This window comes from Hymenobacter seoulensis, from assembly GCF_054780535.1.
In genome coordinates this window covers 312,021-336,175 of the sequence record NZ_BAAGWD010000002.1, presented here as the reverse complement: position 1 = coordinate 336,175, position 24,155 = coordinate 312,021, and the positions used below count along the sequence as shown (strand labels likewise).

At 57.9% G+C, this 24,155-nt stretch carries 19 protein-coding genes; 7 read left to right on the top strand and 12 right to left on the bottom strand.

The genetic code is table 11. The features are described 5' to 3' along the window. Nucleotides 1–8: 8 nt before the first annotated feature. Nucleotides 9–1,691, bottom strand: coding sequence for a S41 family peptidase (locus ACYVHC_RS09190; RefSeq protein ID WP_460613394.1), 1,683 nt, complete (start codon nt 1,689–1,691; stop codon nt 9–11). Nucleotides 1,692–2,114: 423 nt separating this feature from the next. Here ACYVHC_RS09190 and ruvX point away from each other — a divergent pair, with 423 nt between their 5' ends. The 6 genes from ruvX to ACYVHC_RS09160 all read left to right on the top strand — a co-directional run bounded on the left by ruvX (nt 2,115) and on the right by ACYVHC_RS09160 (nt 7,969). Next, the gene (gene ruvX, locus ACYVHC_RS09185; RefSeq protein ID WP_460613393.1) at nt 2,115–2,525 is read left to right on the top strand and encodes a RuvX/YqgF family protein; all 411 of its coding nucleotides are present in this window, start codon (nt 2,115–2,117) and stop codon (nt 2,523–2,525) included. Then, nucleotides 2,522–3,121 (top strand): peptide deformylase, encoded by a 600-nt coding sequence (def, locus tag ACYVHC_RS09180; protein ID WP_460613392.1) that lies wholly within the window; start codon nt 2,522–2,524, stop codon nt 3,119–3,121. The genes ruvX and def overlap by 4 nt, the downstream gene beginning before the upstream one ends. A gap of 228 nt (nt 3,122–3,349) precedes the next feature. Continuing rightward, nucleotides 3,350–4,024, top strand: coding sequence for a DUF4241 domain-containing protein (locus ACYVHC_RS09175; RefSeq protein WP_460613391.1), 675 nt, complete (start codon nt 3,350–3,352; stop codon nt 4,022–4,024). A gap of 33 nt (nt 4,025–4,057) precedes the next feature. After that, entirely contained in the window at nt 4,058–5,035 is a 978-nt protein-coding gene (locus ACYVHC_RS09170; RefSeq protein WP_460613390.1) for a zinc dependent phospholipase C family protein, read from the top strand. A gap of 32 nt (nt 5,036–5,067) precedes the next feature. Continuing rightward, on the top strand, nt 5,068–5,439 hold the full coding sequence (locus ACYVHC_RS09165) for a DMT family protein (protein ID WP_460613389.1): 372 nt from the start codon (nt 5,068–5,070) through the stop codon (nt 5,437–5,439). A gap of 193 nt (nt 5,440–5,632) precedes the next feature. Continuing rightward, nucleotides 5,633–7,969, top strand: coding sequence for a patatin-like phospholipase family protein (locus ACYVHC_RS09160; protein WP_460613388.1), 2,337 nt, complete (start codon nt 5,633–5,635; stop codon nt 7,967–7,969). Nucleotides 7,970–8,058: 89 nt separating this feature from the next. On the opposite strand, the gene ACYVHC_RS09155 is transcribed toward ACYVHC_RS09160, so the two are convergent. From ACYVHC_RS09155 to ACYVHC_RS09135, 5 genes are all read right to left on the bottom strand, one after another. Next, nucleotides 8,059–8,898, bottom strand: a complete 840-nt coding sequence (locus tag ACYVHC_RS09155) for an MIP/aquaporin family protein (RefSeq protein ID WP_460613387.1) — start codon at nt 8,896–8,898, stop codon at nt 8,059–8,061. Nucleotides 8,899–8,983: 85 nt separating this feature from the next. Continuing rightward, the gene (pulA, locus tag ACYVHC_RS09150) at nt 8,984–10,993 is read right to left on the bottom strand and encodes a type I pullulanase (RefSeq protein WP_460613386.1); all 2,010 of its coding nucleotides are present in this window, start codon (nt 10,991–10,993) and stop codon (nt 8,984–8,986) included. A gap of 186 nt (nt 10,994–11,179) precedes the next feature. Beyond that, nucleotides 11,180–11,920 (bottom strand): alpha/beta fold hydrolase, encoded by a 741-nt coding sequence (locus ACYVHC_RS09145; protein ID WP_460613385.1) that lies wholly within the window; start codon nt 11,918–11,920, stop codon nt 11,180–11,182. A 92-nt stretch (nt 11,921–12,012) separates the two neighbouring features. Continuing rightward, nucleotides 12,013–12,627, bottom strand: a complete 615-nt coding sequence (locus ACYVHC_RS09140; protein WP_460613384.1) for a TlpA family protein disulfide reductase — start codon at nt 12,625–12,627, stop codon at nt 12,013–12,015. A gap of 120 nt (nt 12,628–12,747) precedes the next feature. Next, on the bottom strand, nt 12,748–13,677 hold the full coding sequence (locus ACYVHC_RS09135) for a LysR substrate-binding domain-containing protein (RefSeq protein WP_460613383.1): 930 nt from the start codon (nt 13,675–13,677) through the stop codon (nt 12,748–12,750). Nucleotides 13,678–13,823: 146 nt separating this feature from the next. On the opposite strand from ACYVHC_RS09135, the gene ACYVHC_RS09130 reads away from it, so the two are divergent. Continuing rightward, a complete protein-coding gene (locus ACYVHC_RS09130; RefSeq protein ID WP_460613382.1) occupies nt 13,824–15,338 on the top strand; it encodes a catalase in 1,515 nt (504 codons plus the stop codon). A 235-nt stretch (nt 15,339–15,573) separates the two neighbouring features. Here ACYVHC_RS09130 and ACYVHC_RS09125 read toward each other — a convergent pair whose 3' ends face one another. The 6 genes from ACYVHC_RS09125 to ACYVHC_RS09100 form a co-directional block, all read right to left on the bottom strand. Further along, on the bottom strand, nt 15,574–17,037 hold the full coding sequence (locus ACYVHC_RS09125) for a M16 family metallopeptidase (RefSeq protein WP_460613381.1): 1,464 nt from the start codon (nt 17,035–17,037) through the stop codon (nt 15,574–15,576). A gap of 8 nt (nt 17,038–17,045) precedes the next feature. Then, nucleotides 17,046–18,488 carry a M16 family metallopeptidase gene (locus tag ACYVHC_RS09120; RefSeq protein WP_460613380.1) on the bottom strand — a complete coding sequence of 481 codons (1,443 nt, stop codon included), beginning with the start codon at nt 18,486–18,488 and terminating at the stop codon, nt 17,046–17,048. 477 nt (nt 18,489–18,965) lie between these two features. Beyond that, nucleotides 18,966–20,303, bottom strand: a complete 1,338-nt coding sequence (locus ACYVHC_RS09115) for a glycoside hydrolase family 1 protein (RefSeq protein WP_460613379.1) — start codon at nt 20,301–20,303, stop codon at nt 18,966–18,968. Nucleotides 20,304–20,330: 27 nt separating this feature from the next. Next, on the bottom strand, nt 20,331–22,019 hold the full coding sequence (locus ACYVHC_RS09110; RefSeq protein ID WP_460613378.1) for a GMC family oxidoreductase: 1,689 nt from the start codon (nt 22,017–22,019) through the stop codon (nt 20,331–20,333). Nucleotides 22,020–22,109: 90 nt separating this feature from the next. Beyond that, a complete protein-coding gene (locus tag ACYVHC_RS09105; RefSeq protein WP_460613377.1) occupies nt 22,110–22,709 on the bottom strand; it encodes a gluconate 2-dehydrogenase subunit 3 family protein in 600 nt (199 codons plus the stop codon). Nucleotides 22,710–23,015: 306 nt separating this feature from the next. Beyond that, the gene (locus ACYVHC_RS09100) at nt 23,016–24,017 is read right to left on the bottom strand and encodes a Rossmann-fold NAD(P)-binding domain-containing protein (protein WP_460613376.1); all 1,002 of its coding nucleotides are present in this window, start codon (nt 24,015–24,017) and stop codon (nt 23,016–23,018) included. Nucleotides 24,018–24,155: the final 138 nt, after the last annotated feature.

Genomic DNA, 24,155 nt, shown 5'->3' with positions numbered 1-24,155 from the left:
TAGGCGCTTTACTTTTCTAGCAACCCTAGCATTACTGTGTTACTAGGCTCCTGAATAGTGCGAAGTGCCTGTTGCATCTCCGCATCATCCTGGTTTAGCACCTGGTAATACGCCGATTTGCCGTAGGCGCTGCGGGCAATAAGGGCCTTCAGCTGATTGCGGAGCAATGCGGCGCTGCGGCGCATATCGGCGGCGTTAGGTGCTACGCCATCTTTGGCCGCCTTGGCTTCTAGCTGCTGCAGCTGCGCATCCGTGATGCGGAACGATTGGTTAAACTGCCCGAAGCGCAGGCCTTCCAGTTCGGCTTTGTGCTGCTGGTAGTAATCGAGGGCAAACTCGCGCACCAAGTTCAGGCTTTGCAAACGCGTGTAGTACGCCGAGTACGCACTGGTGTCGCGGGGTACAAAGAGGTCGGGCATGATGCCGCCACCGCCGTACACTGCCCGGCCGTGCGCCGTGCGGTAGCGCAACGAGTCGGCAAAGTGAATGCTGTCGGCGTGGAAGAACTCGCCCCGGCGCTGCCGGTTCTGCAAGTCCCTTTCATATTCGGCCAGGCCGCCACGGTACGATTTCTGGATGCTGCGGCCCGAAGGCGTGTAGTAGCGCGCAATGGTCAGCCGAAGCTCCGAGCCGTCATTTAGGGCAATGGGTTGCTGCACCAGGCCTTTGCCAAACGTGCGGCGCCCCACCAGAATGGCGCGGTCGTGGTCTTGCAGGGCACCGGCCAGCACTTCCGCAGCAGAGGCACTTCCTTCATCCACAAGCACTACCAAGGAGCCTTCCTCAAACTCGCCCACTACCCGCGAAAACGTCTGGGTATCGTACTGGTCGCCTTTGCCGTCGGTGTACACAATCTTCTTAGTGCCCCCAATGAACTCGTCGGCCATTTTGGTGGCGCGGTCGAGGTAACCGCCGGGGTTGCCCCGCAAGTCAAGCACAAGGCGCGCCAGGCCTTGACGGCGCAAATCACCTAGCGCCGATTTAAACTCGTCATATGTGCCGCTCGCGAAACGGCTTACTTTAATGTAGCCCGTCTGGTTATCTACCATATAGGCCACATCAACTGAGGAGTTTGGAATGCGGTTGCGCGTTACCTGCACGCTCAGGGGCTTGGCTTGGCCGCGGCGCATAATCTGGAGCTGCACTTTGCTGCCACGGGGGCCGCGTAGCTGCCCGAACATCTGCTCTGTAGTGGTATTCACGCCGGACACCCGCTGCCCGTCTACGGCCAGAATTCGGTCGCCGGGCTGCAGGCCAGCCTGCTCCGCGGGGCCGCCACTTAATGGAGATACTACTGTTACGGTGTCGCGAAACAGATTAAACTCAACCCCAATACCGTCGTAGTCGCTTTGCAGAAAAGAGGAAGCCTGCTGCTGCTGTTTGGCCGGGATGAACACCGAGTGCGGATCGAGGCGCTCCAGCATGCGGCTGATGGCGTAATCTGAAAGCTCCTCGGCATTCACGGAGTCCACATAGTCGCGGTCCACGTAGCTGAGGATTTCTTTGAACTTTAGATAGCCACGGGCCGTGAGGTCGGGGTTCTGCCCGGTTGGCCGGAACGGGTTTGCTCCCAGCAGAATACCACACGCCAACGTTAGGGCTAGTAACAACGGCTGACGTACCTGCCGCCGGGTATTACGCGGGGCAGGCTCCGACGCAGGATGCGACGAGTCGTTCGGCTCGATGTTCATAAAGCGTTGAGAGAGTAATAGTTTAAGCTATAAGCAGCAGTAATCAAGGCAGACAGTTCTTCAAAAATATTGAAACAATTCCAAGAAACCCATCTACTACATAGTGGAATAGGCATTTTCAAATAACAATGCAATTTTTTATTTCTTAAACGATAAAAAGCCCATTTGTTCTGGGTTAACCCCGTGGTAAAAAGCCCTGAAGATGAACTACCTGCAAATATTATTTTATGATTTTGGAAAGATGTACCTGACTCGTTTAAGCCCCGATTTTTGCCGGTAAACCGCCCTTGCCGCCGCACGACCGGATTGCACTGCTGAGCTACCCTAGTGTCACCTTTCCGAGGCGGTGTCGTATCTTTGGGGTGTGGCGCGAGGTAATAAACTGAACCGTTGCTGCTTGGCTTTCTACTTTTTGTTTTTGCGATGGGGCGTATACTTGCCATCGACTACGGTCATAAGCGCGTGGGGCTGGCCGTGACGGATCCGCTGCAACTCATTGCTACTCCTCTCGAAACGGTGCACAGCCAGGACTTGCTGGCTTACCTGAAAGCCTACCACCTGCGCGAGCCGCTGGCGGCGCTGGTAATCGGCATGCCCAAGAACCTTAATAACGAAGCCACCGACTCTACCAGTGCCGTAGTGGGCGTAGTGCGCCGGCTGCGTAAGGAGTTTCCGGAGGTGCCGCTGCATGAGGTAGATGAGCGGTTTACTTCCCGGATGGCCCACGCAGCCATGCTGGCCGGTGGCCTCAGCAAAAAAGACCGCCGCGACAAAGCCACCGTCGACCGGGTGTCGGCCACCATCATTTTGCAATCTTTCCTCGAATCCCGATGATTTACCCCATTGTTGCCTTCGGCGACCCAGTACTAAAAACGCTGGCCAAAGACATTCCGGCTGACTTTTCCCCTAGTGAGCTCAAGCAAATTATTGCCGACATGTACGACACCATGTACCACGCGCACGGCGTGGGCCTGGCCGCGCCACAGGTTGGCAAAAGCATCCGCCTGTTCGTTATCGACTCTGAGCCCATGCTGGATGAGGATGAGGACGGCAACCCCATTGTAGAAGAAGCCACCGCAGCCCCGGTAAAGCGCGCCTTCATTAACCCCCGCATGGTAAGCGAAACCGGCGAGGAATGGGGCTTTGAGGAAGGCTGCCTGAGCATTCCGGGTATCCGCGAGAAAGTGGTGCGACACTCTACCATTGTGCTGCGCTACGAAGACGAAAACCGCCAGCAGCACGAAGAAACCTTCTCGGGCATGACGGCCCGCGTTATCCAGCATGAGTATGACCACCTGGAAGGCATTCTGTTCACTGACTATGCCTCGGGCCTGAAAAAGCAGTTGCTCAAAGGCAAGCTGGCTCGTATCAGCAAAGGCGACGTAAGCGCTGATTACCGCATGCGCTTTGTGGGCCAGGGCCGGCGGTAAACCCGGAAAGGCAAGTTTTCTAATGACAGGTGGCAAGATGATGTTCCGAACAACGGAGCATTATTTTGCCACCTGTTTGCATAGAGGCCTTAGGAGCTCGTTACCTTACTCTTCTTATCATATTGCTTTGTGTTTATTTCTGTTCTAGCCCGGTTTACGGTAGCAGCAGCGCTACTAGGTAGTTGCACCGCTCCTACAACCTATACTTTGCCTGTAGTTACGGGCTATGTGCTTTCACCAGGACGAGCAACGGTTAACCGGCTTCCGTATGAAGTACAGGCCGAGCCAGCCATCTTTGAAACCAGCTTCTTTCCCGGCACCCAAATCAGCCAGGATAGCCTGCAATGTACGCTGCACGGCCGTTTTTTGGGCAACCTGCCTGTGCCATCGGGCCAGATAGTGGCTGCTGATCCTGTTTCGCTGCATCCACAAACCCTGCCGTTTACGACCCGCTTTCCCCGGGGCCGGTTTCCGGTAGAGTTAGCTCTAGCTCGCTTCAGCGGCGACGAGCGTGTAGCCTTTGCCCGTATTCTGTTCTCAGATGCGCCCGTGGTGAGTTGGGAGCCAGCCTTACTGCCCGGCCAGGAGCCGCTGCCGCTCCGCAGCGAAGAGTATTACGGCTACCCCGTTGATGCAGGCATGGCCTTTTTTATGGATGTGGCCAGCGTTGAGCCCCTAATGCGGTATCTGGCCAACAGGGAGGCCTCTGAAAACTTGATGATTACAAGCTTCCAGCTGGGCACAAACTCGTCGAGTACAGGTTTTCTGTACGCCATGCCGCCCGATACCGTGGCTGCCTTCTCCACGGGCTTTGGGGATGGCTACTATGCCACCTACGTGGGCCTGGATGCCCAGCGCCAACCCTGCCGACTGCTAACCGATTTTCAGGTTATTTCTTGGTAACGGACTTCTTTTCTGTTCGTTTACTATCTACTTATGCGGCAATTATTCTTATTCAGCATCACTGGGTTACTTGTCCTCACTTCCACTGTTACGGTGCAGGCGTGGGGCTTTTTCAGCCATCGGCTTATCAATCGGCTGGCGGTGTACACGCTGCCGCGTGAAATGATTGGGTTCTATAAAACGAACATCGACTACCTCACCGACAATGCCACCCGGCCCGACTCGCGCCGCACGGTAGTACCCGGCGAGGCTGCACGCCACTTCCTGGATCTGGACGTGTACGGCGACTCGGCCTTGTACAAGCTACCCCACTCCTACCCCGATGCCGTGGCGCTGCTAGGGGAAGATTCGCTGTTAAAGCACGGCATTGTGCCCTGGCAGGTGGCGCGCATGAAAGGCCAACTCACGGCGGCCTTCGCGGCCCACGACACCGACCGGATTCTGCACCTTTCCGCCGACCTAGGACATTACGTAGCCGATGCCTGCGTGCCCCTGCATACCACCCACAACTATAACGGCCAGCTAACGGGGCAGCGGGGCATTCATGCGCTGTGGGAAAGCCGCCTGCCCGAACTACTCAGCCCCGACTATGACTTCTTTACCGGCCCAGCACCCTACCTCGACCGCCCTACCGATGCCATTTGGACCGCCGTGGGCCGCTCGTACGCCGCCCTCGACTCAGTACTAGGCATGGAGCGGGAGGTAAGCCGGAAAACACCAGATGACCGCAAGTACGGCTTCGAGCAGCGCGGCAACCAAACGGTTCGCACCTACTCCCGCGACTTTGCCCGCGAGTACCACCAGCGCCTCAACCGACAGGTAGAGCGGCAGATGCGGCTGGCCCTCCGGCTAGTGGGCGCGTTCTGGTACACTGCCTGGGTTGATGCCGGCCAGCCCGACCTAGACAAGCTACCTCGCACGCCCTCCGAAAAAGAACAACAACGCTTGGCCCTGGAAGCCAAACAGCAAGCCGAAGCTACCCCAGTTCCACTAGCCGGCCACGAAGAGTAAACCGCCAAGTTCCCTTACACAACCCGCACCTCGTGAAAAGCCTATACACCATTACGCTGCTCCTGATTTCCAACCTGTTCATGACATTTGCCTGGTACGGGCATCTGCAGTTCAAGAAAATCAGTTGGCTGCATGGCCTGGGCTTGGTGGGCGTGATTCTGGTAAGCTGGGGGCTGGCCTTTTTCGAGTATGTATTTCAGGTGCCGGCCAACCGCATTGGGTTCGAGGAGAATGGCGGGCCATTCAGCTTGTTTCAGCTGAAGGTAATTCAGGAGGTTGTCTCGCTCACGGTGTTTACGCTGTGCGCGGTGTACGTTTTCAAAACTGATAAGCTGGCCTGGAACCACGTGGTTGGGTTCGCCTTGCTAGTGGCCGCCGTCTACGTTATTTTTAAGAAGTGGTAACGGGCCGACTAGCTGTGTTGCGTGGCCAAACCGACCGTTCGCTGAGCCGTAAGTAGTGCTGAGCTTAGGCAGAAAACGCTCCGGTGGCAACAATCAGCCAAGGCCCAGCGAATTGCCGACAACTCCGCTCCGGGATATGCGTAGGAAACGCGCCCCTAGTGCCGGGCTTTCTTCGTTGCTACTTCCCTGCTATATGCCTCACTGTTACCGTGTATGTACCTTGCTCCTCGTTTGGTTGCTAGGTGTTTCTTTTGCCCAAGCCCAAAAAGTGGGGCTTGTATTAAGCGGCGGGGGCGCCAAAGGTCTGGCCCACGTAGGCGTGCTGAAGGTGCTGGAAAAGAACCGCATCCCCATCGACTACATTGTGGGCACTAGCATGGGCGCCATTGTGGGCGGCATGTACGCCGCTGGCTATTCACCTGCCGAAATTGAGGAAATCGTACTCAAGCCGGAGTTCCAGAACTGGGTGGCCAACCGCCCGCTCGAAGGCAAGGTGTTCAACTTCTACGATGCAGACCCTTCGCCGGCGGCCCTGCACCTAGGCCTGGCCATCGACTCATCGTTCCGGACCCGCGTAACGCCGCGCATTATTAACGATGCCACGCTCAACTACGTGCTGGCCACCATGTTGGCACCAGCCAGCGCCGTAGCTAATTACAACTTCGATAACCTCTTTGTACCCTACCGAGCGGTGGCCTCAGAAGTGTTTACCCGCCAGAAAGTGGTGCAGCGCAACGGTTCCCTTTCTGATGCGGTGCGTAACTCCATGGCGTTTCCATTGGCATTCCGGCCAATCCGGCAGGAAGATGGCCGCTACCTGTTTGATGGTGCCGTCGTCGACAATTTCCCAACCGGTGTTATCCGTGAGGAATTTAAGCCCGATGTGATTATTGGAGTGAACGTGGGCGACGTGGCCTTCCGCAAGTACCCAAAGGAGAAGGATGATGAGCTGCTGACCAGCACGCTGGTGTTCCTAGGCTCGAATGCGGCCGATACCTTATCGGTAGGCCCCAACGGCATCTTCATTCAGCCCGATGTAGCCGACTACACAGCCGCCGACTTTGGCCGCGTACGCCGCCTAGTAGCCATAGGCGAAACGGCTACGCAAGACAAGCTCGATGAGATGATGAAGCGCATCACGCGGCGGGAAGATACAGTGGCTCTGCAGCAGCGACGCCGGGCGTTTCAGGAGCGGGCACCGCGGCCCAACTTTACCCGCATCACGGTGCAGGGCCTACCGCGCCAGCAGCAGGACTTTGTGCGGCGGTTTTTCCAGCGCAGCGGCTCCACCTACTCGCCCAGCGACATTGAGGAAGGGTATTTCCGCCTCGTTAGCAACGACTTTTTCACCAACGTGTATCCACGCGTCCGCTACAACGAGGAGCAAAAAGGCTACACCCTCGGTATTGATGCCCGCCAGGCCAACAACCTCACCGCTGACTTGGGCGTGCTGCTGTCGTCTCGCTCAATGAGTAACTTTTACCTGGGCGGCGCCTATCGTTACCTCAACCGCTACCTCTACACCGTGCGGGCCAACGCTACCATTGGCCGCTTTTATAACGCTGTACAGGGCTCTTTCCGCATCAGTATTCCGGGCCAGATTCCGATTTACTTTGAGCCCATTGTGACCTTTAATAACCTGAACTACCAGGACACTGGCTCCTTGCTAGGTGCCAGCGCCGACAATACCCAGCTGGTACAGCGCGACCTGAAAACAGCACTGCAAGTGGGCATCAGCCCCAACTACCGCAGCCGCTACATTCTAGATATTGGGGCCTTCACCAACCGCGACCGGTTTGCCAATACGCCCGAAGTTAGCAGCACCGATGAGTTGGATCTGAACCGCTTTCAAGGCCTGACGGGCGGCATTCGGTTTGAGCGCAACTCCCTCGATCAGCGCCAGTATGCTACCAAAGGCCGGCGGGTGCGGTTTGCATTTCGGGGCGTAACGGGACAGGAAAAATATGAGGCCGGCACCACTGCCAACGAAGTGCCCGACCGCACCAAAAACCAGCGGTGGCTTAAAATGTCGGTGTTTTCGGAGCAGTACTTCTCCTTAAGCAAAAGCGACTCGGTAGGCACCAAAACCAACTCTTGGGGTTGGGTGGTGGATGCCGTGGCTACCTCTCAGGGCCCATTTGCTACCTACCGCTCTACCCTTACTACCTCCTCGGCCTTCATGCCCCTGCCCGACTCGCGCACGCTATTTCTGGATAATTACCGGGGTACTGCCTACGCCGGAGGTGGCCTGCGTTATGTAAAGGGCATTTTTCGGGGTATTGAATGGCGCACGGAGGCGTTTGCTCACGTACTAGTACGCCCGTGGGAGCAGGTGCCCGAAAACCCCGTGCTGGTGCGCCGCAAAAACACAGTGAGCCGCCCCTACCTTACCCTCATGACCGGCCTAGTGTATCAGACACCCGTCGGCCCGCTGTCGGTGCAGGCTATTCATTACGACGACCGGAACCACCGTTTCGGGGTTTTCGCACACATCGGCTACGTCCTTTTCCGCGACCGTTCGTTGGAGTAGCGCGGCCCGTTTAAAACCAATGAAGAGGTTGAGTCCGCGACCGGCCTAGGGCAGTTGCGGGCTCAACCCCTTCGCTGTTTGGTGCCCGCTTATGCGGCCTGTTCATCGGGGTAGTGTGGGGGTTCTTCGCCGGGCGAGTGAGGGGAGGAAGGACTGGGGCCGCAGCCGGCCAGAATAGCACACTCCAGGTCTTCGCCATGATAAAAGCGCCGGAACAGCACCGTAACCAGCCACATAGCCAGCGGTGGCGCCACAAAATATACCCACAGGCCTTCATACTTATTAGCGGCTACGGCAGTGCCCAAGGAGCGGGCCGGGTTCAGGCTCATGCCCGACAAGGGTGCCTCCACTATGATGTATAGCGCCAACAACGCCCCAATCAGCCAGCCGGCGCGCTCCTTAAACCGGCGCGAGTGCAGGGCCGACAGCAGCACTCCCATCAGAATAAAAGAGATGATGAACTCGCCGGCGAAGGCCAGCGCCACGCCCCCTGGTTCGGGTTTAGGCTCCGTAACGGTGAACTTTACGGCCGGGTGCGCATACCACTCACCCAGAACTTCCCGCATCAGCAAAGCCGCTACTAGGGCCCCCAGCACCTGAAACCCTACATACCAAACGGCATCGGGGGTGCGGAGCTTACCTAACTGCCAGAAGGCCAGCGTCACGGCCGGATTGATGTGGGCGCCGGAACGCTTTCCCCAGGGGCTGTACACAATCAGCAGAATAACCACGGCCATGCCCAGCCCCAGCAGTACACGCCGCCCAAGCGGGGTAGCCGGCACTACCGGAGTCAGTGGCGACTCCGGATGCTCTAGCAGCACTGTAAGGGAGCCGGCACAGATTATGAAAAAGGCAATGCCGGCTGCTTCCGCCACATAATGCGCCCAATGGCGGCGCAAGGCAGCATACAAGCGAACAGCAAAGGACATAGGCGGCAGGTTCAGAGGCAGCAGATACCTAGTACAACGCGCCTGGCCCGTGGTGGTTACCTATACAAGACCTAGCAACGGAAGACTAGGGTTGCACCAGAATCAACGCCGAGGAAGCCGGAACCTCCACCATCATAGTTTCTCCAGCGCCTTCTACCGCCCTGATTCCTTGCAGATTAATCTGGTCGGCGGCAAGTACCACCGAGTAGCGGCCACCCGGAATAGGCAGACTAGCGGGTTGGCGGTTGCCATTGAACAGCACCACAATGTTGTTCCAGGCATCATCGCCAGCATGGCCTTTCAGGCGATACCCAAGGGTAGTAGCCGGCAGATTGGGCAGGAACTCCAGGTGCTGCTGCACCAGCTCCTGGGTAGGCAGCCGAAAGGCTGGATGCGCCCGGCGCATGGCAATGAGCTGGCGGTAAAACTGATTGATGCGCTGATACTTGGCTTTGCGCGCCCAGTCGAGCTGGTTTACGCTGTCGGGCAGGTTGAACGAGTTGTGCGAGCCGCCTTTGGTGCGCAGGAAATCATCTCCAACGGGCAGAAACGGAATACCCTGCGAAGTAAACACGATGACGTTGCTGAGCAAATCCATCCGGATTAGCTCTTCTTCCGAAGCGCCAGGATTAGCCACCACGAGCTTATCCCACAACACCCGATCATCGTGACAGGCTACGTAGTTGATGGCCTGCATGGGCGAGTTGGCCCAAGGCGCTTTTGAGTAATTTACCTTGCTGTAGTCGAGCTGCGGATGTTGGGTGGCGCCCACAATACCGAATTTCACACTTTCTTCAAGGCCTGTTTGGCCGCTGGCAAAACCGCGTTCTGTCTGGCGGGCGAAGTGACCTTTCACACCGTCGCGCAACTCATCTCCGAAGGCGGCAATGCGGTCGAGCTTCGGCACGTTGGCTTTCAGGGCACGTTCGGCCTCGGGCAAGGGGCTGGCACCAGCCGCCCAGCCTTCGCCATACACCAAGATGCTGTGGTCAATCTGGTCCAGGGCTACGCGCACCGAGCGCATGGTGCGAATGTCCAGAATGCCCATCAGGTCAAACCGGAACCCATCCACGTGAAACTCGCGTGCCCAGTACGCCACCGACTCCACGATGAGCTTCCGCACCATGGGCCGCTCCGAGGCCACCTCGTTGCCGCAGGCCGAGGAGTTGGAATACGAGCCATCGGGGTTGTGGCGGTAGTAGTAGCCGGGCACCAACTGCTCGAAGGAGCTGCGGGCGGCATCGGCGGTGTGGTTATACACCACATCCAGCACCAGCCGCAGGCCGCGGTTGTGCATGGCCTGCACCATTTGCTTCATTTCCTTGATGCGGGCGGCGGGGTCAGCGGGGTCGGTGGCGAAGGAGCCTTCAGGCGCGGAATAGTGAAGCGGATCGTAGCCCCAGTTGTAGTGGTTTTCGTGTAGCCGGCTTTCATCTACGGAGGCATGGTCATTGGTGGGCAGCACATGCACGTGCGTGAGGCCTAGCTCGGTGAGGTGGTCAAGGCCCGTCCGGACGCCACCCGGACCGCGGGTTCCGGTTTCGGCCACACCTAGGAATTTGCCTTTGTGCTGCACCCCCGACTGTGGATGCATGGTCAGGTCGCGGATGTGCAGCTCCCCAATTACAATATCGGTGGGGTGCTTCATTTTGGGGCGGTAATCCTCATCCCACTGCGGCGGGCTAGCGGTGGCAGGGTCGAGCAGGGCGCCACGTTGTCCGTTCAGGCCCACTGCGTGCACGTAGGGGTCTGGCACTTCGGCCATCTGCTTGCCCTTAATGGTGGCTTGCACCACATAAAAACGGCCGGGCGGCTGGGCCGGCAAGGTGTAAAGCCAGGTGCCACCCACTGATTTCTGCATAGCGTACTCGGCCACTGGCTCGCCCCCGGTTCCTGCTGCGTACAGCTTGAGCGCCAGTGCTTCCGCTGTAGGCGCCCACACGCGCAGTTGCGCCTGGCCGCGCACAAAAGTCAGGCCCAAGTCGGGGCCATCATAGGTAGGGTACGCGGCGTACGCATCCGTTACGCGGGCCGTGCGGCAGGTGGTAAGAGTAGTCAGGGCCAGGAGCAAGGGTAGCAGAAACCAGAATTTCATACGGGGCGGGAATGAGCCCGTAAGTTCGGAGTTTTCGGCTGGAGCGCGAAGCACTCGATTTACAGCTTCACTACCCCTAGGAACTAGCGCGAACCCATCCATACGGCGCTGCTTTACTAGGTAGCAGCGCCTAGTAAAGTGTCAGAAGGCCTGTGCCTCAACTTCCTACTAGGCCGCAGGCAAGCCCTATAGCCTTCTGACAAACGTCCGCAATAGCTCGGCCACCTCCTCTGGCGCCTCGTAGGGCAGCAGATGCCCAGCGCCACCAATAATTTCCAGAGGGGTTCCCGTTGGCAGCAAGGGTAGTGTTTCCAGCCCATGCACCGAAGGCGACATCACGTTATCTTGGTCGCCGGCTAGTATGGTACAGGGTATGTGCACATTGTACATCTGGGCGCTTATGTCTTCGCGGCTACCGTGCAGTAGCCAGGCGTCCCAGGCCAGCCGGGTGCTGCGCAGGTTATCTTCCAGAATTTGCTGTCGGATTGCCTCCGGCAGAGGCCTAGCGGTGATATTCTGCAAGGTTTTTTCGGCTTCCGTTTGCTTACCGTAGGCGCGCATACTGCTCATTCGGTCGCTGTCGGTCATGGGTTCCGGCGAAGGAGGCGAGGGGCTGAGCAGCGCTACTCCGGCCAACCCTTTGGGTTGGCGGGCAGCCAAGGCCAGGGCAATTTTGCCACCCATGCTATGCCCTACCAGCACATATCGTTCTACTTGCTTTTCAGCTACAAACGCGGCTACCTGGTTGGCATAGGCATCTAGCGAAAAACTGAGCATCTCTGGGGTTGGTGCTTCCCCGAAGCCTAGTAAATCGGGGGCTAGAAAGGGATAATCGGGGGCCAGCAGCTCGGCTACGCGTTGAAACTCACGGCCGGAGCCGGCCCAATAGTGCAGGCCAATAAAGGTAAGCGCAGGTACAGCAGGCATATGGAGGGAGCAAGATGATACCCTTACCTCGCCTGCACAAGCGCACTGCTGCAGCCGGGGGTGGGGTACCGGCTGTACGTAAATTCGGCGGGTTACAGCCGAGCTGGGCCTGCCAGTTTCTCCAAAGCAGCCTTGAACTCAGGCGTATCGTAGTCGGCCATACCCTCGTGGCGGGCTGCTATCTGCCCATCGGGGCCCAGGATAATGGTAGTCGGAATGGCCTGCGAGTCGAAAGCCGGTGGCAGCGGACCAGTTGGGAAATACACCGGAAAGGTATAGCCGCGGCGTTCCACCAACCGGCGCGCTTTAGCCGCATTCTGGTCCATCGACAGCATCACGAAAGCGACCTTCCGCTTATCAACCTGGTTGTAAAGCTTCTGCAAGCCTGGCATTTCAGCTACGCAGGGCGGGCACCAACTGGCCCACAAGTTTACTAGCACCACTTTGCCTTGTAAGTCGCGCAGGTTCACAACTTTGCCGTCTAGAGTGAGGAGCGGCAGGTTGTGTGGGTAAGTGCCTGCCGTTAGCTTCACGGGGGTTTGGGCCGGAGCGGCAGGTAGCATAGGGCGCCACAGGCCAGTAGCCAGCAGCGCGCGTTGCATTCCGCCCAATACCGGCGTACGTAGGTCGGTGGCCAGTATCACCAGGAAGGCAACCAGCCCTACCCATTGGGCAGCGGTGGTCCATTTTATTTTCGAGAACTGCATAGTTGGTAGCTAGAATAAGCCAACAAGGTAGGGCTGAGGATGAGTTCAGCCGTGCACTTGCCCTAGTACAGCTCCCTAACGTACCTCCTTGATGCAGCCATGCATTCTAGGTACCGAATATTATTTCCATCGAATTTTCTGACCGGCTTTACCCGCATGCAGGCGCTCCGGCACTTGGCTCAGAATAATATCGCGGAGAGTAGCAAGCAGCGGCAGACGCACAAAGCCGTGGTGTACCACGAGGCTGATTTCGCGCACAGGCTCAGGCGCTTCAAAACGCTTCACCATGGGGTTGTTTAGCTCAGGCAGCACCGATAACTCGGGCACTAGCGTGTAGCCGTGGTTGTGGCGTACCAACTGCTTGAGGGTTTCAATGGAGCCGCTTTCGTAGGTGAAGGGCCGGGTAGTATCAACTGGGGCTGGTGAGCAGATGTTGAGCACCTGATGGCGGAAGCAGTGGCCTTCCTGTAGCAGCCACAACCCCGGCGCGCCCATATCCTGGGGGCTGATGGTGGCCTGCGAATACAGCTCATGATTTTCGGAGATGTAGCCCAGAAACGGCTCTTCCAGCACCGGAATCTCGCGCAGCTGCCGGTCATCGAGGGGCGTTACCAACAGGCCAATATCTAGCTGGTTATCCTTGAGCTGCTGCATGATTTGCGCCGACTGCAGCTCCTCTACCTGCACCCGCAGTTGGGGGTAGCGCTCCACTAGCTCCACCAGAAACAGCGGCACCAAGTAGGGCGCCAGCGTCGGGATAATGCCCAGGCGCAGCTCGCCTACTAGCTCGTCTTTCTCTACCTGCACTACCTCACGCAGCTGTTTCACCTCGCGCAGCACCTGCCGGGCCTGCTGCACCACTTTCTCCCCTACCGCGGTGGGCTGCACGCCCTTGGTGGTACGGTCAAAAAGGAGCACACCTAGCTCTTCTTCCAGCTTCTGAAGCTGCATGCTAAGTGTGGGCTGCGTGACGTGGCATTTCTCGGCGGCCAGCACAAACTGCCGGTGCGTGTCGAGGGCTACTAGGTACTCCAACTGCTGAATGTTCATGCCACGAATATAGACACACGCTATAGTAGTATAAAAATAATCGATTTTCCTTATACATAACTAAGCTCAACCTTTGCCCCAGATCTGCAGCCTCATTAGGCCGCAGCCAACCGCCGAGACCTCCTATACTACTTTCTCTTTTCCCCATGGAAGAATCAACCCAACCCAAGAAGCTGACCACCGCTTCTGGTCGCCCCATCTTTGATAATCAAAACACGCAGTCGGCCGGTGCGCGCGGTCCGCTGTTGCTCCAGGATTACTTCCTGCACGAGAAATCGGCCCACTTCAACCGCGAGCGTACCCCCGAGCGGGTGGTGCACGCCAAGGGTAGCGGCGCCTACGGCAAGTTCACCGTTACCCACGACATCACCCACCTGACCCGCGCCAAGCTCTTCAGCAAAGTGGGCAATGAGTGCAAGATGTTTGCCCGTTTCAGCACGGTAGGCGGCGAGAAAGGCTCGGCCGACACCGAGCGCGACCCGCGCGGCTTCGCCCTGAAATTCTACACCGAAGACGGCAACTGGGACCTGGTGGGCAATAACACGCCCGTGTTCTTCGTGAAGGATCCCATCAAGTTCATGGACTTCATCCATACTCAGAAACGGGAGGCGCGCAGCAACCTGAAGTCGCCCACGATGATGTGGGACTACTGGAGCCTGAATCCCGAGAGCCTGCATCAGGTCACCATCCTGATGTCGGACCGCGGCACGCCCTACGGTTACCGCCACATGCACGGCTACGGTTCGCACACGTTCTCGCTTATTAATACTCAGAACGAGCGGGTGTGGGTGAAATTCCACTTCCGTACCCAGCAAGGCGTAAAGAACCTCACCAGCGAAGAGGCTACCCGCCTAAAAGGCGAAAACCCCGATTTCGCGCAGCAGGACCTGATTGAAGCCATCGACAACGGCAACTTCCCGAAGTGGACGATGTTCATCCAAACCATGACCGAGGAGCAGGCCTGCGACTTCCGCTGGAACCCCTTCGACCTGACCAAAGTGTGGCCCCAAGGCGAATTCCCACTGCAGGAAGTAGGCGTGATGGAGCTAAACCAGGTGCCCGTAAACTACCATGCTCACGTAGAGCAGTCGGCTTTCGCGCCGGCTCACGTGGTAGACGGCATCGGCTACTCGCCCGATAAAATGCTGCAGGGCCGTATCCTGAGCTACCCCGATGCCCAGCGTTACCGCATTGGCGCCAACTACGAGCACCTACCCGTAAATGCCTGCCCCTTCGGCTTCAGCAACTACCAGCGCGACGGCCACATGGCCCTCGGCGACAACGGTGGCCCCGGCCCAAACTACTTCCCCAACTCCTTCGACGGCCCCGTAGAGGACAAAACCCAAGGTGAGCCCGCCCAGGAGCTCGACGGCTTTGCTGCCCGCTACGACCGCAACGAAGGCCCCGGCAACGACGACCACTACACGCAAGCCGGCAACCTCTTCCGCCTCCTCGACGCCCAGGCCCAGCGCAACCTCATCGACAATGTAGTGGGCTCCATGAGCGGCATCAACGGCCCGAAAAAGGACCTCATCACCCAGCGCCAACTCTGCCACTGGTTCCGCGCCGATATCCGCCTAGGTATGGCCATTGCCAAAGGCCTAGGCGTGGATGTAGAGATACCAACCCAGCACCCACAGCCTGCCGAAGCAGCTGTGTAAATACCCAGACCTCGCACACCATTGCAACAAAACAGCCGCTCCTGATACCCGGAGCGGCTGTTTGTTTTTGGTAGCACTAGACCTAGAGGCTAGAAAGCTAGTTCCCCTCCTCAGATGAGGAGGGGTTAGGGGTGGTTGACCAGTCGTTGAACGGCAACTAGTGTTAGATTCTAGCTCTAGTTTTTCAACCACCCCTAGCCCCTCCTCATCTGAGGAGGGGAACTAGCTTTCTAGCTTATAACGCCTTCTTCCGGCTTTCTTTAAACTTCTTTATCTGCGGGTCGATGATCTTTTTGTCGCCGACTACTACAATGGTCATAGCCTCGGGGCGGACGTATTTGCGGGCGGTTTCCGAGACTTGCTGGGGCGTGACGGCGTTGATGTTCTTCACCTGCTCGGTGAGGTAGCTGTCGGGGAGGCCGTGCAGGTCGAGGGTGTTGAGCTGACCGATGATGCCTCCCGGCGTAGAGTTGCGCAGTACGAATAGGCCCGACTCATAATTCTGGATGCCTTTTAACTCCTCCGCGGTGGGCGGGGTTTTCTGGAGGCGCTCAATCTCGTACACGATTTCCTTGAGGGAGTTGCCGGTTTCCTGGGTCGTTACATCGGCGTTCTGGCTCCAGTTGCCGGCACGATAATGCGTTTCGATGAAGCTGTAAGGTGAATACGTGTAGCCTTTGTCTTCGCGGATGTTGCGCGTGATGCGCGAGCCGAAGGAGCCGCCCAGCAGAGAGTTCATCACCCGCACCTTCATATAGTCGGGGTGCGAGGGGTCTACCACGGGCATCCCGATGACGATAGTGGATTGGGGCGCGCTAGGCCTGTCTAGCGTGATTACATCGGGACGGATTTGAGCTTTGGCAATTTCAATGTGGGGTACTGGGCCTTTAGCCCAGTCGCTCCAGCTTTTGGTGATGGCGTCGCGCAGGGCCGCTTGGTCGAACTTGCCGGCTACGTACACACTGGTGCGCTGGGCACCATACTGGCTTTGGTAGAAGGCTTTCACCTGCTCCATCGTGAGGGCGTCGATGGCCGCATCGGTGGGGAGTGGCCTACCGTAGGGGTGGTTGCCGTAGAGCGCAGCGGTAAACTTTTGCCGGGCTTGGGTGCCGGGTTGGGCGCGGGCTAGGTTCATCTGGCGCTTAAAGTCGCTCTTGATGCGAGGCAGTTCACTGGCCGGCAATGCTGGGTGCTGCACCACGTCAGCCAGCAGCATAGCCAGTTGCGGCGCATACTCCGAGAGGCAGGAAGCCCAAATATTAGTTTGATCCTGCCCTACGGAGATGTTCAGAGAACCACCCATTCGGGCTACTTTATCGGCTAGTTGGGTGGCATTGAGGGTAGTAGTGCCCTCGTTCATCAACTTACCCACTAAGTCGGCTACGCCTACCTGGTCGGTGGCTTCGTGCACATTGCCCGCTTGAATAGAAACCATCATGGTTACTTTGGGCACTTGGCCGTAGGGCACCAACTTGGCTTTCAAGCCATTCGGCAATTCAAACTCTTCCTTGGCAGGCAAGGCAAAGTCGCGGGGCGTGCCACCGGCCGGAGGCGTTTCTTTGGGCTTTGTGGCAACCGGCGCCGCGGCCGCTGGCTTAGCCGCCGTAGCTGGTTTGGCGGCCGGTTTCTTTTGAGCTGAGGCTTCTAGGCCAGTGGAGAGTAGGGCGGCGCTTAGCAACCCGAGATACAGTGTTTTCATAGGTCGGGTTAGCTTTTAGCCAGTGGGTTTACTACCACAATCGTGCGATTGGTGGGGCGCAGATATTCCTGAATAGTGCGTTGCATCACCTCAGGCGTGATTTTGCGGAACTCATCTTCCAGCTTATTGATGCGCGAAGGGTCGTTATCAAACAGCGCAAAAGCGGCTAGCATATCGGCGCGGCCAAAGTTATCGGAGCCGGAAAGCTGGTCGTAGAGGTTGGAGCGGAGCTTCACCACGGCCAAATCCAGCGTCGATTGGTCGATGCCACCTTTAGCTAAGCGGTTGATTTCCTGATCCAACACGCTCACCACGGAATCAGATTTCACGGTTTGGTCGTACACGAGGTTGCCCATCCAAAGCATGGGGCCGGCGTAGTTGAAGGCATTGCCGAGGTAGTTGATGCCGCCGCTTACGTCGTCGGTGAGGCCACGCTTTTGCACCATGGCCTGGTAAAGCCGCGAGTCTTTGCCCTGCAGCAGAATCTGGTCGAGCAGGATGAGGGCGTAGTACTCGGGCGTGTTGCGCTCGGGCATATGGTAGGCGAAGGCCAGGGCCGGTTTGGTGGCTAGCTTATCGTCTTTGGTGAAGCGCTGCTCCTTTTCCTGGCGCGGCTCGGTAAGGTCGGGCTTGGGTGGCTGCGTCACGGCCGGAATGTTGCCAAAGTACTTCTCTACCCATGCTTTGGCCTCGGCGGGCTCAAAGTCACCGACTACGGCCAGGGCGGCATTGTTGGGCGCATAGTAGGTCTTGAAAAACTGCTGCGCATCTTCCAGCGTGGCGGCATCGAGGTCTTTCAGGTCGCCGTAGAAGTTGTGGGCATTGTTCCAGTTTTTGTTGGCGTACTGGGGCATATCCAGCCACGGGAATCCGCCGTAGGGTTGGTTGAGCACGTTTACGCGCACCTCGTTTTTCACTACCCCTTGCTGGTTCGTGAGGTTGGCCTGGTTGATGGCGAGGCCCCGCATTCGGTCGGCCTCCGCCCAGAGCATGGTTTCGAGCTTGTGGGCGGGCACTACCTCGAAGTAGTTGGTGAAGTCGAAGCGAGTAGAGCCGTTCAGGATGCCGCCATTCTTTTGAATGAGCTGAATGAACTCCATCTTCCCTAGGTTCTGCGAGCCCTGAAACATCAGGTGCTCAAACAAATGCGCAAACCCAGTGCGGTTGCGGGGCTCATTCCGAAACCCAATGTTGTAGTAGGCCGCTACCGTAGCCGTTGGGGCCGTGTGGTCGGGCGAGAGCACCACTTTCAGGCCATTCGGCAGCGTGTAGTACTCTACCGGAATCTGAAACGACGAGACAGCGGGCTGGGCCGGCGCTGCTTCGGCGGTGGGCGGAGGGGTGGCGCTGGTGCTGGCCACTGAGGTAGCCTTGGGGCTACAAGCGCCCAGGGTCAGCAGGAAGGCCGCGCTCCAACCCAATGCGTGGCCTAGGGGAGTAATTAGCTTCATAGTCAGAGAGGTAGTAGGGTAGAGAATCAGGAATCGACACCAACCTACATAATCTAACGCAAAGAATTAATCCTACCTTATATAAGAATAGTTGTTTATCAACGAACATGGCCTAGCAGGGGGTTCGCAGCTAGTTTTGATCAACGAATACGGGCGCTTTAGCGCTAACAGTGGCCTAGGCAGTATTACGGCAAGAACGAGGCTCCCCTCCTCAGATGATTCCGCGCATCAAGCGGCGAGGGGTTGGGGGTGGTTGATCGGAGCTTTGATTTACAAGGACCGTCATGCTGAGCGGAGTCGAAGCATCTCTACCGCTGGCTAACTAACTGGCCTAGGCCTATCCAGACGAAGCGGTAGAGATGCTTCGACAAGCTCAGCATGACAACGATTTTGTTCTAAGCCACTTCAACCACCCCCAGCCCCTCCTCATCTGAGGAGGGGGGTGCCGTTCTGTTTTGCTATTAAGCTAGGCCAGTCTTACTTCTCTACCTTCAGAGTGGCGGGGCGGGAGGTGAATTCGAACATTTCGCCGTGGGGCATGATTGTGATTTGGCCGAACTCGCGGATCATCATCTTGTAGCTCTCCCCTACCGGGCGGATGTTGCGGTCGAGGTCGTAGAGGCCGCAGGCATTGACACTTAGCCGCTTTTCAGCGAGACTGATGTCCCAGTCGAGCTGATCGAGGAGGCTATACCACGTGAAGCCAACGACCGGCACGCCGTCTTGGCGGATGCGCTGCACGTTTACCCACTGCTTCCAAAGCCAGCACTCGGCATCTTTGGCGTTGAAGGTGTTGGTTTCGGTGTGGAACACAGGCTTGCGGTAGCGCTCATAGTACTGGCGCGTCATGGTGTACCAACCCAGCACGTCTTCGGCAGCGCACCAGTCGCCGTTGGGCTTGATAATCCGTTCGTTGCGGCCGTAGTAGTCGTTGCCCATGATCTGGTAACCGGGCGGCTCGCCAGCCATAAACCAGTCGAGCTCTTGGCGCGTCATGCCGTTATCGAGGCAGTAGAGCAGCACTTCTGAATCCAAGGGATGAGCATAGAGCAAATCCAAAGACAGGAAGCGCAGCTTGTTGATCAGGCAAATTTCTGGGGTAGGCACGGCGCGCATCTCGTGGATGTACTCCGCCGATTCGCTTTGCACTATGATACAGTCGGGGCGGTACTTGGCAATCTGCTGATTGCCCATGATGCTGGCCGCCGTAATGTGCTTCATCGCCGTAATGAATGCCCGGTCATCCTTGAGTTGCTCGTTCCAAATGCCATCTTTAGCCGATGCCCGGGCCGTTACATATATCTCGTTTACAGGCGTATAGAAGCGCACCCAGGGGTAGCGCCGGGCCACGGCTCCGCAGTACTCGGCGAAGTGCACGGGCAATTCGGGGTTCTGGAAGTTACCAATCCAGTCGGGCACGCCGAAGTGCATCAGATCCAAGATGGGCGTGATACCCAGGCGCTGAATTTCCGCCATGGCCTTATCGGCAAACTCCCAATCGAACTTGCCCGGCGCTTTATGGATGAGGTAGTACGGCAGGTTATAACGCAGCACCTTCAGGCCCATTTCCTTTACTAGGGCTAGGTCTTCCTTGTACCGATTGTAGTGGTCGGTTTCGGCCAGCAAGTCGCGCCGAATGGTGCCGTTGGCAATAGTGGGGTAAGAGCACTCGATGCCGGTGGCAAACATGAAGTTGCCCGGACTATTAGTCGGTAGGCCACTCCCGTCATGACCGGCCGCCCCTCCGTACTCGTCGCCCTCATAGAGGCCGTCGCCGAAGTGGTCTTTTATGTGCGTTAGGAAGCTTTTGGCCATGAGAAATGAAGGGGAGCTAATGGGTTACTACCCATCCAGCCGCTGCTGAGCGGCCAGGAATTTATCGGCGGTGCGCAGGCTGAGGGCCATGATGGTGAGAGCTGGGTTGACGCTGAGGGCGCTGGGGAAGACGGAGTTGTCGCAGATGTAAAGGTTGGGCACATCGAAGGCACGGCCGTCAGCATTTACTACGGCATCGTCGCCGGAAAGGCCCATGCGGGCGGTACCGATGGTGTGCGCATAGCGCTCAAACGCCCAGATGTCGCGGGCGCCAGCGCCTTCCCAAATCTGGCGCATCAGCTTTTCGGCATGGGCATTCATGCGCTGCTCGTTTTCTTGGGCCGTGAAGTGCACGCGCGGTTTGGGCAGCCCGCGAGCGTCTTTCTCCTCTGCTAGCTCCAGGAAATTAGCCTCGTGGGGCAGACAGTCGCCGAGAATATTGATGCCGGCTGTGTTGTTGTACGTGCGCATATACTCACGAAGGGGCTGGCCCCAAAGCTTGCGCTTGCGCACCATTTGGGAGGCAAACGTGACGGGCATCACCCCAATGCTTTGCAGCAGATAGCCGCCGGCAAAATCGGCATCGCTAGGCCGGTGCGTATCCTCGGAAATAAGCCCACCCGGGATGCCCTTGTAGGGCCGGATGTCTTCGTCGAATGTGCCCCACACCTGCATGCCGGGGTGCGCCATGAAGTTCTTGCCGACTTGTCCGCTGGTAAGTGCTAGCTCGTTGAGCAGCAGCAACCGTGGCGTTTCTACGGCTCCGGCACACAGGAACAGATGGCGGCAGCGCTGGCGCTTTTGCTCACCGTGCTGGGTGTAGACAACCGCCGTGACGCGGCCCTTAGCATCGCGCTCAATCTCCGTCACAAACGCGTCGGCCCGGATTTCGGCGCCGTAGGCCTCTGCCAAGGGCAGGAAGGTAACGTCCATGCTGGCTTTGGCGCCGCGGTTGCAGCCGGCCTGGCAAAAGCCCCGATTGGTGCAGGCCTCGCGCCAGCCAATACCCTCCTGGTAGTATCGCGCCGACAGTGCCGCATTGGCCGCTGGCGACGTTTGGATGCCTAGGCCAGCACACGCTTTCTGCATGAGCAGCGCCGCGCCATTGAGCGGCAGTGGAGCCAGCGGGTAGCCTTTGCGGCGCTTGGCATCCCAGGGGTACGGTGTGGGCCCGCTGATGCCCAGGAAGTGTTCCAGCTCCTCGTAGTAAGGCTCTAGCTCCTCAATCCCGAAAGGCCAGTCGACACCCTTCCCAAAATCGGTGAACAGTTGCAGGTCGCCGCGGTGGGCGCGGGGCGTATAGGCAGTGTAGTGCAGCGTAGAGCCGCCCACGCCGGTACCGGAGTTGTTATTGCCAAACGAAACCGGGTTCTGGCCGGCCGACAGGCGCTCATCGTTCCAGAACAGGAAGTGCTGAGCCTTTTCGTCGGTGGCGTAGTCCTTGGTGGGGTCGCGCCTAGGTCCGGCTTCCAGCGCAACCACTTTTAGGCCAGCCATGGCCAGGCGCGCCAGCAAGGGCGCACCGCCGGCGCCAGTACCAATTACCACACAGTCTACTTCATCTTCTGTGTCAGGAAGCGGGGCGGGCTGTTCTAGTTCAATAGGTGCTGCTGGCGCGGCTTCGTTATCGGCTAGTATGCTTTTGAGCAAAGGATCCTGAATTTCGGGCTTTACCGGGTTCAGCACACCTTCTTCGGCTACTTCTTCGTCAGGCATAAAGTGAAATAGTGGGTGGTGAAATGATAAACTGTGAGCGGCTGAATTAGCAGCTTTACAAAGCGCCAAACTCGCTATTCAGCCAGCACTCTATTTCACCGCTTCCGGCTCGCGGGCATCTAGCTGGTTGGGCTCGATGTGGGTCCAACCGGGCACGTCGGCCATGCCCACATACCCTATTTCTTCCTGGGCTAAGGGGTGCGAGTAATAGGCCTCCGTTAGCTCAGCCAGCAATTCTTCAAAAAAGCGGGTAACTGGGAGCTGTTGCCAGTTTTCGCCGGGAGCATTGGCCAGAGCTACGGCCTCAATAACTTGGTCTTGCTCGGCTTCTGTGAGTTCCGTAAACAGCCGCTGAAACTGTGCCTGCGCCGCTTGGTTGATGCCGCCTAGGCCTAGGCGGTACGCTTCGCGGTCGGGGGGCATGGCATCGTAGCGCCACCCATCGGAGTCACCTTCTGCCAGGCGTTTATCGACCACTGGGGCTAGCTCAATCGGCTCCGCACGGTCGGGTTGCGGGTAGATGCGAGCCGCCACGGCGCGCAGCAACTCGTAAGTAGCAGCATCAAAAAACTGGGGCGTATAGGGCGCGTTGTCGAGGCGGGGCAATAGGGCCGCGCGGGTAGCTTCCGTCACCAGGTCGGTTTGGAGCAAGGCGCGCACGGTGCCTTCGGGATAGTGAGGGGAAGCCATGGGAAGTAGAATCAGCCGTGAGATACAAGGGCTACTGCTATACTGACGAGCTAGGCCAGCCGAATGTTTTAGCTGAACAATAAAAGCGCCTTTCCTGAGCAGAGAAGGCGCTTTTATGAATCATGTCTAGGTTAGCAAAAAAGACCGTCCTGCTAAGCGCAGCCGAAGCATCTCTACCGGTTCGTCGCTGTTCTAGGCCAGTTGATTGGCCAGAGGTAGAGATGCTTCGACAAGCGGACGCCAGATCAAGCATGACGGTCTCACTCATGGGCGCGAGCCACACCTAGTGTATCCTCATTACTTCTCCTACTGGTCGCTGCTCATCTTGCCGCCCGTTACGTGCACCAAGGAGCCCGTCATGAAGGAGCCATCTTGGGAAGCCAGCAGCACGTAGGCCGGAGCCAGTTCCTCGGGCTGGCCGGGGCGAGCTAGGGCCACTTCGTAGCCGAACTTTTCGATTTCCTCGCGGGGCATAGTTCCGGGAATGTTCGGCGTCCAGACGGGGCCGGGCACTACGCAGTTCACCCGGATGCCCCTCTCGCCGAGGTAGGTAGCCAGGCTTTTGGTAAGGGCGTGAATGGCCGATTTGGAGCTAGCGTAATCGATCAAAATCGGAATGCCAGTGAGGCCTACGATGCTGCCCGTGTTGATGATGCAGTCGTCCTTTTTGAGGTGCGGAATGGCAGCTTGCGCCATCCAGATGTAGCCCAGAATGTTGGTATCGAAAGTGCGCCGGATTTGCTCCTCAGGTATGTCCTCGAACTTTTCGGCGCTCATCTGGAAGGCCGCGTTGTTGACGAGGATGTTGAGGCCGCCCAGCTCTTTGCGAGTCAGGCGCACGGCTTGTTTGCACTGCTCGGGGTCGCGCACATCTAGCTGCAGCAGCAGGCACTGGCGGTTTTGGGCTTCCACGAGGCGCTTAGTTTCCTCGGCATCCACGGTGTTTTCGTTATAGAGCACCGCCACGTTGGCGCCTTCCATGGCAAATGCTACTGCCACCGCCCGCCCGATGCCCGAATCGGCGCCGGTTATGAGGGCAATTTTGTCTTGCAGCTTGCCGGCGGCTCTGTAAGTGGAGAAGCTCATGGCGGGCTGCAGCTTCATATCGGCTTGCTTGCCGGGGTAGGGCAACTTTTGCGCGTGTTCCTTCATCTCCTTAGCCGTAGGCCGCTTCACAGGTTTGGGGGCCGCAGAGGCCGCAGCCGATGCTTTCTTGGCGGCAGGCGTAGCAGCAGACTTTTTGGTGGTTGCAGCCTTGGAAGCAGGCTTAGCAGAATCTGAAGAGGCAGAAGTTTTCTTAGCGGCCATCGGCGTAGTGGGATATAGTTGAGGTTTCTGCTTACGCAGATTTCGGCCTCGACAGCTAAAGCATTGGCTTACTAGGGTAGTCGTTCCATTCAACCTAGTGCCCTTGGTTACAAAGACCGTCATGCTGAGCTTGCCGAA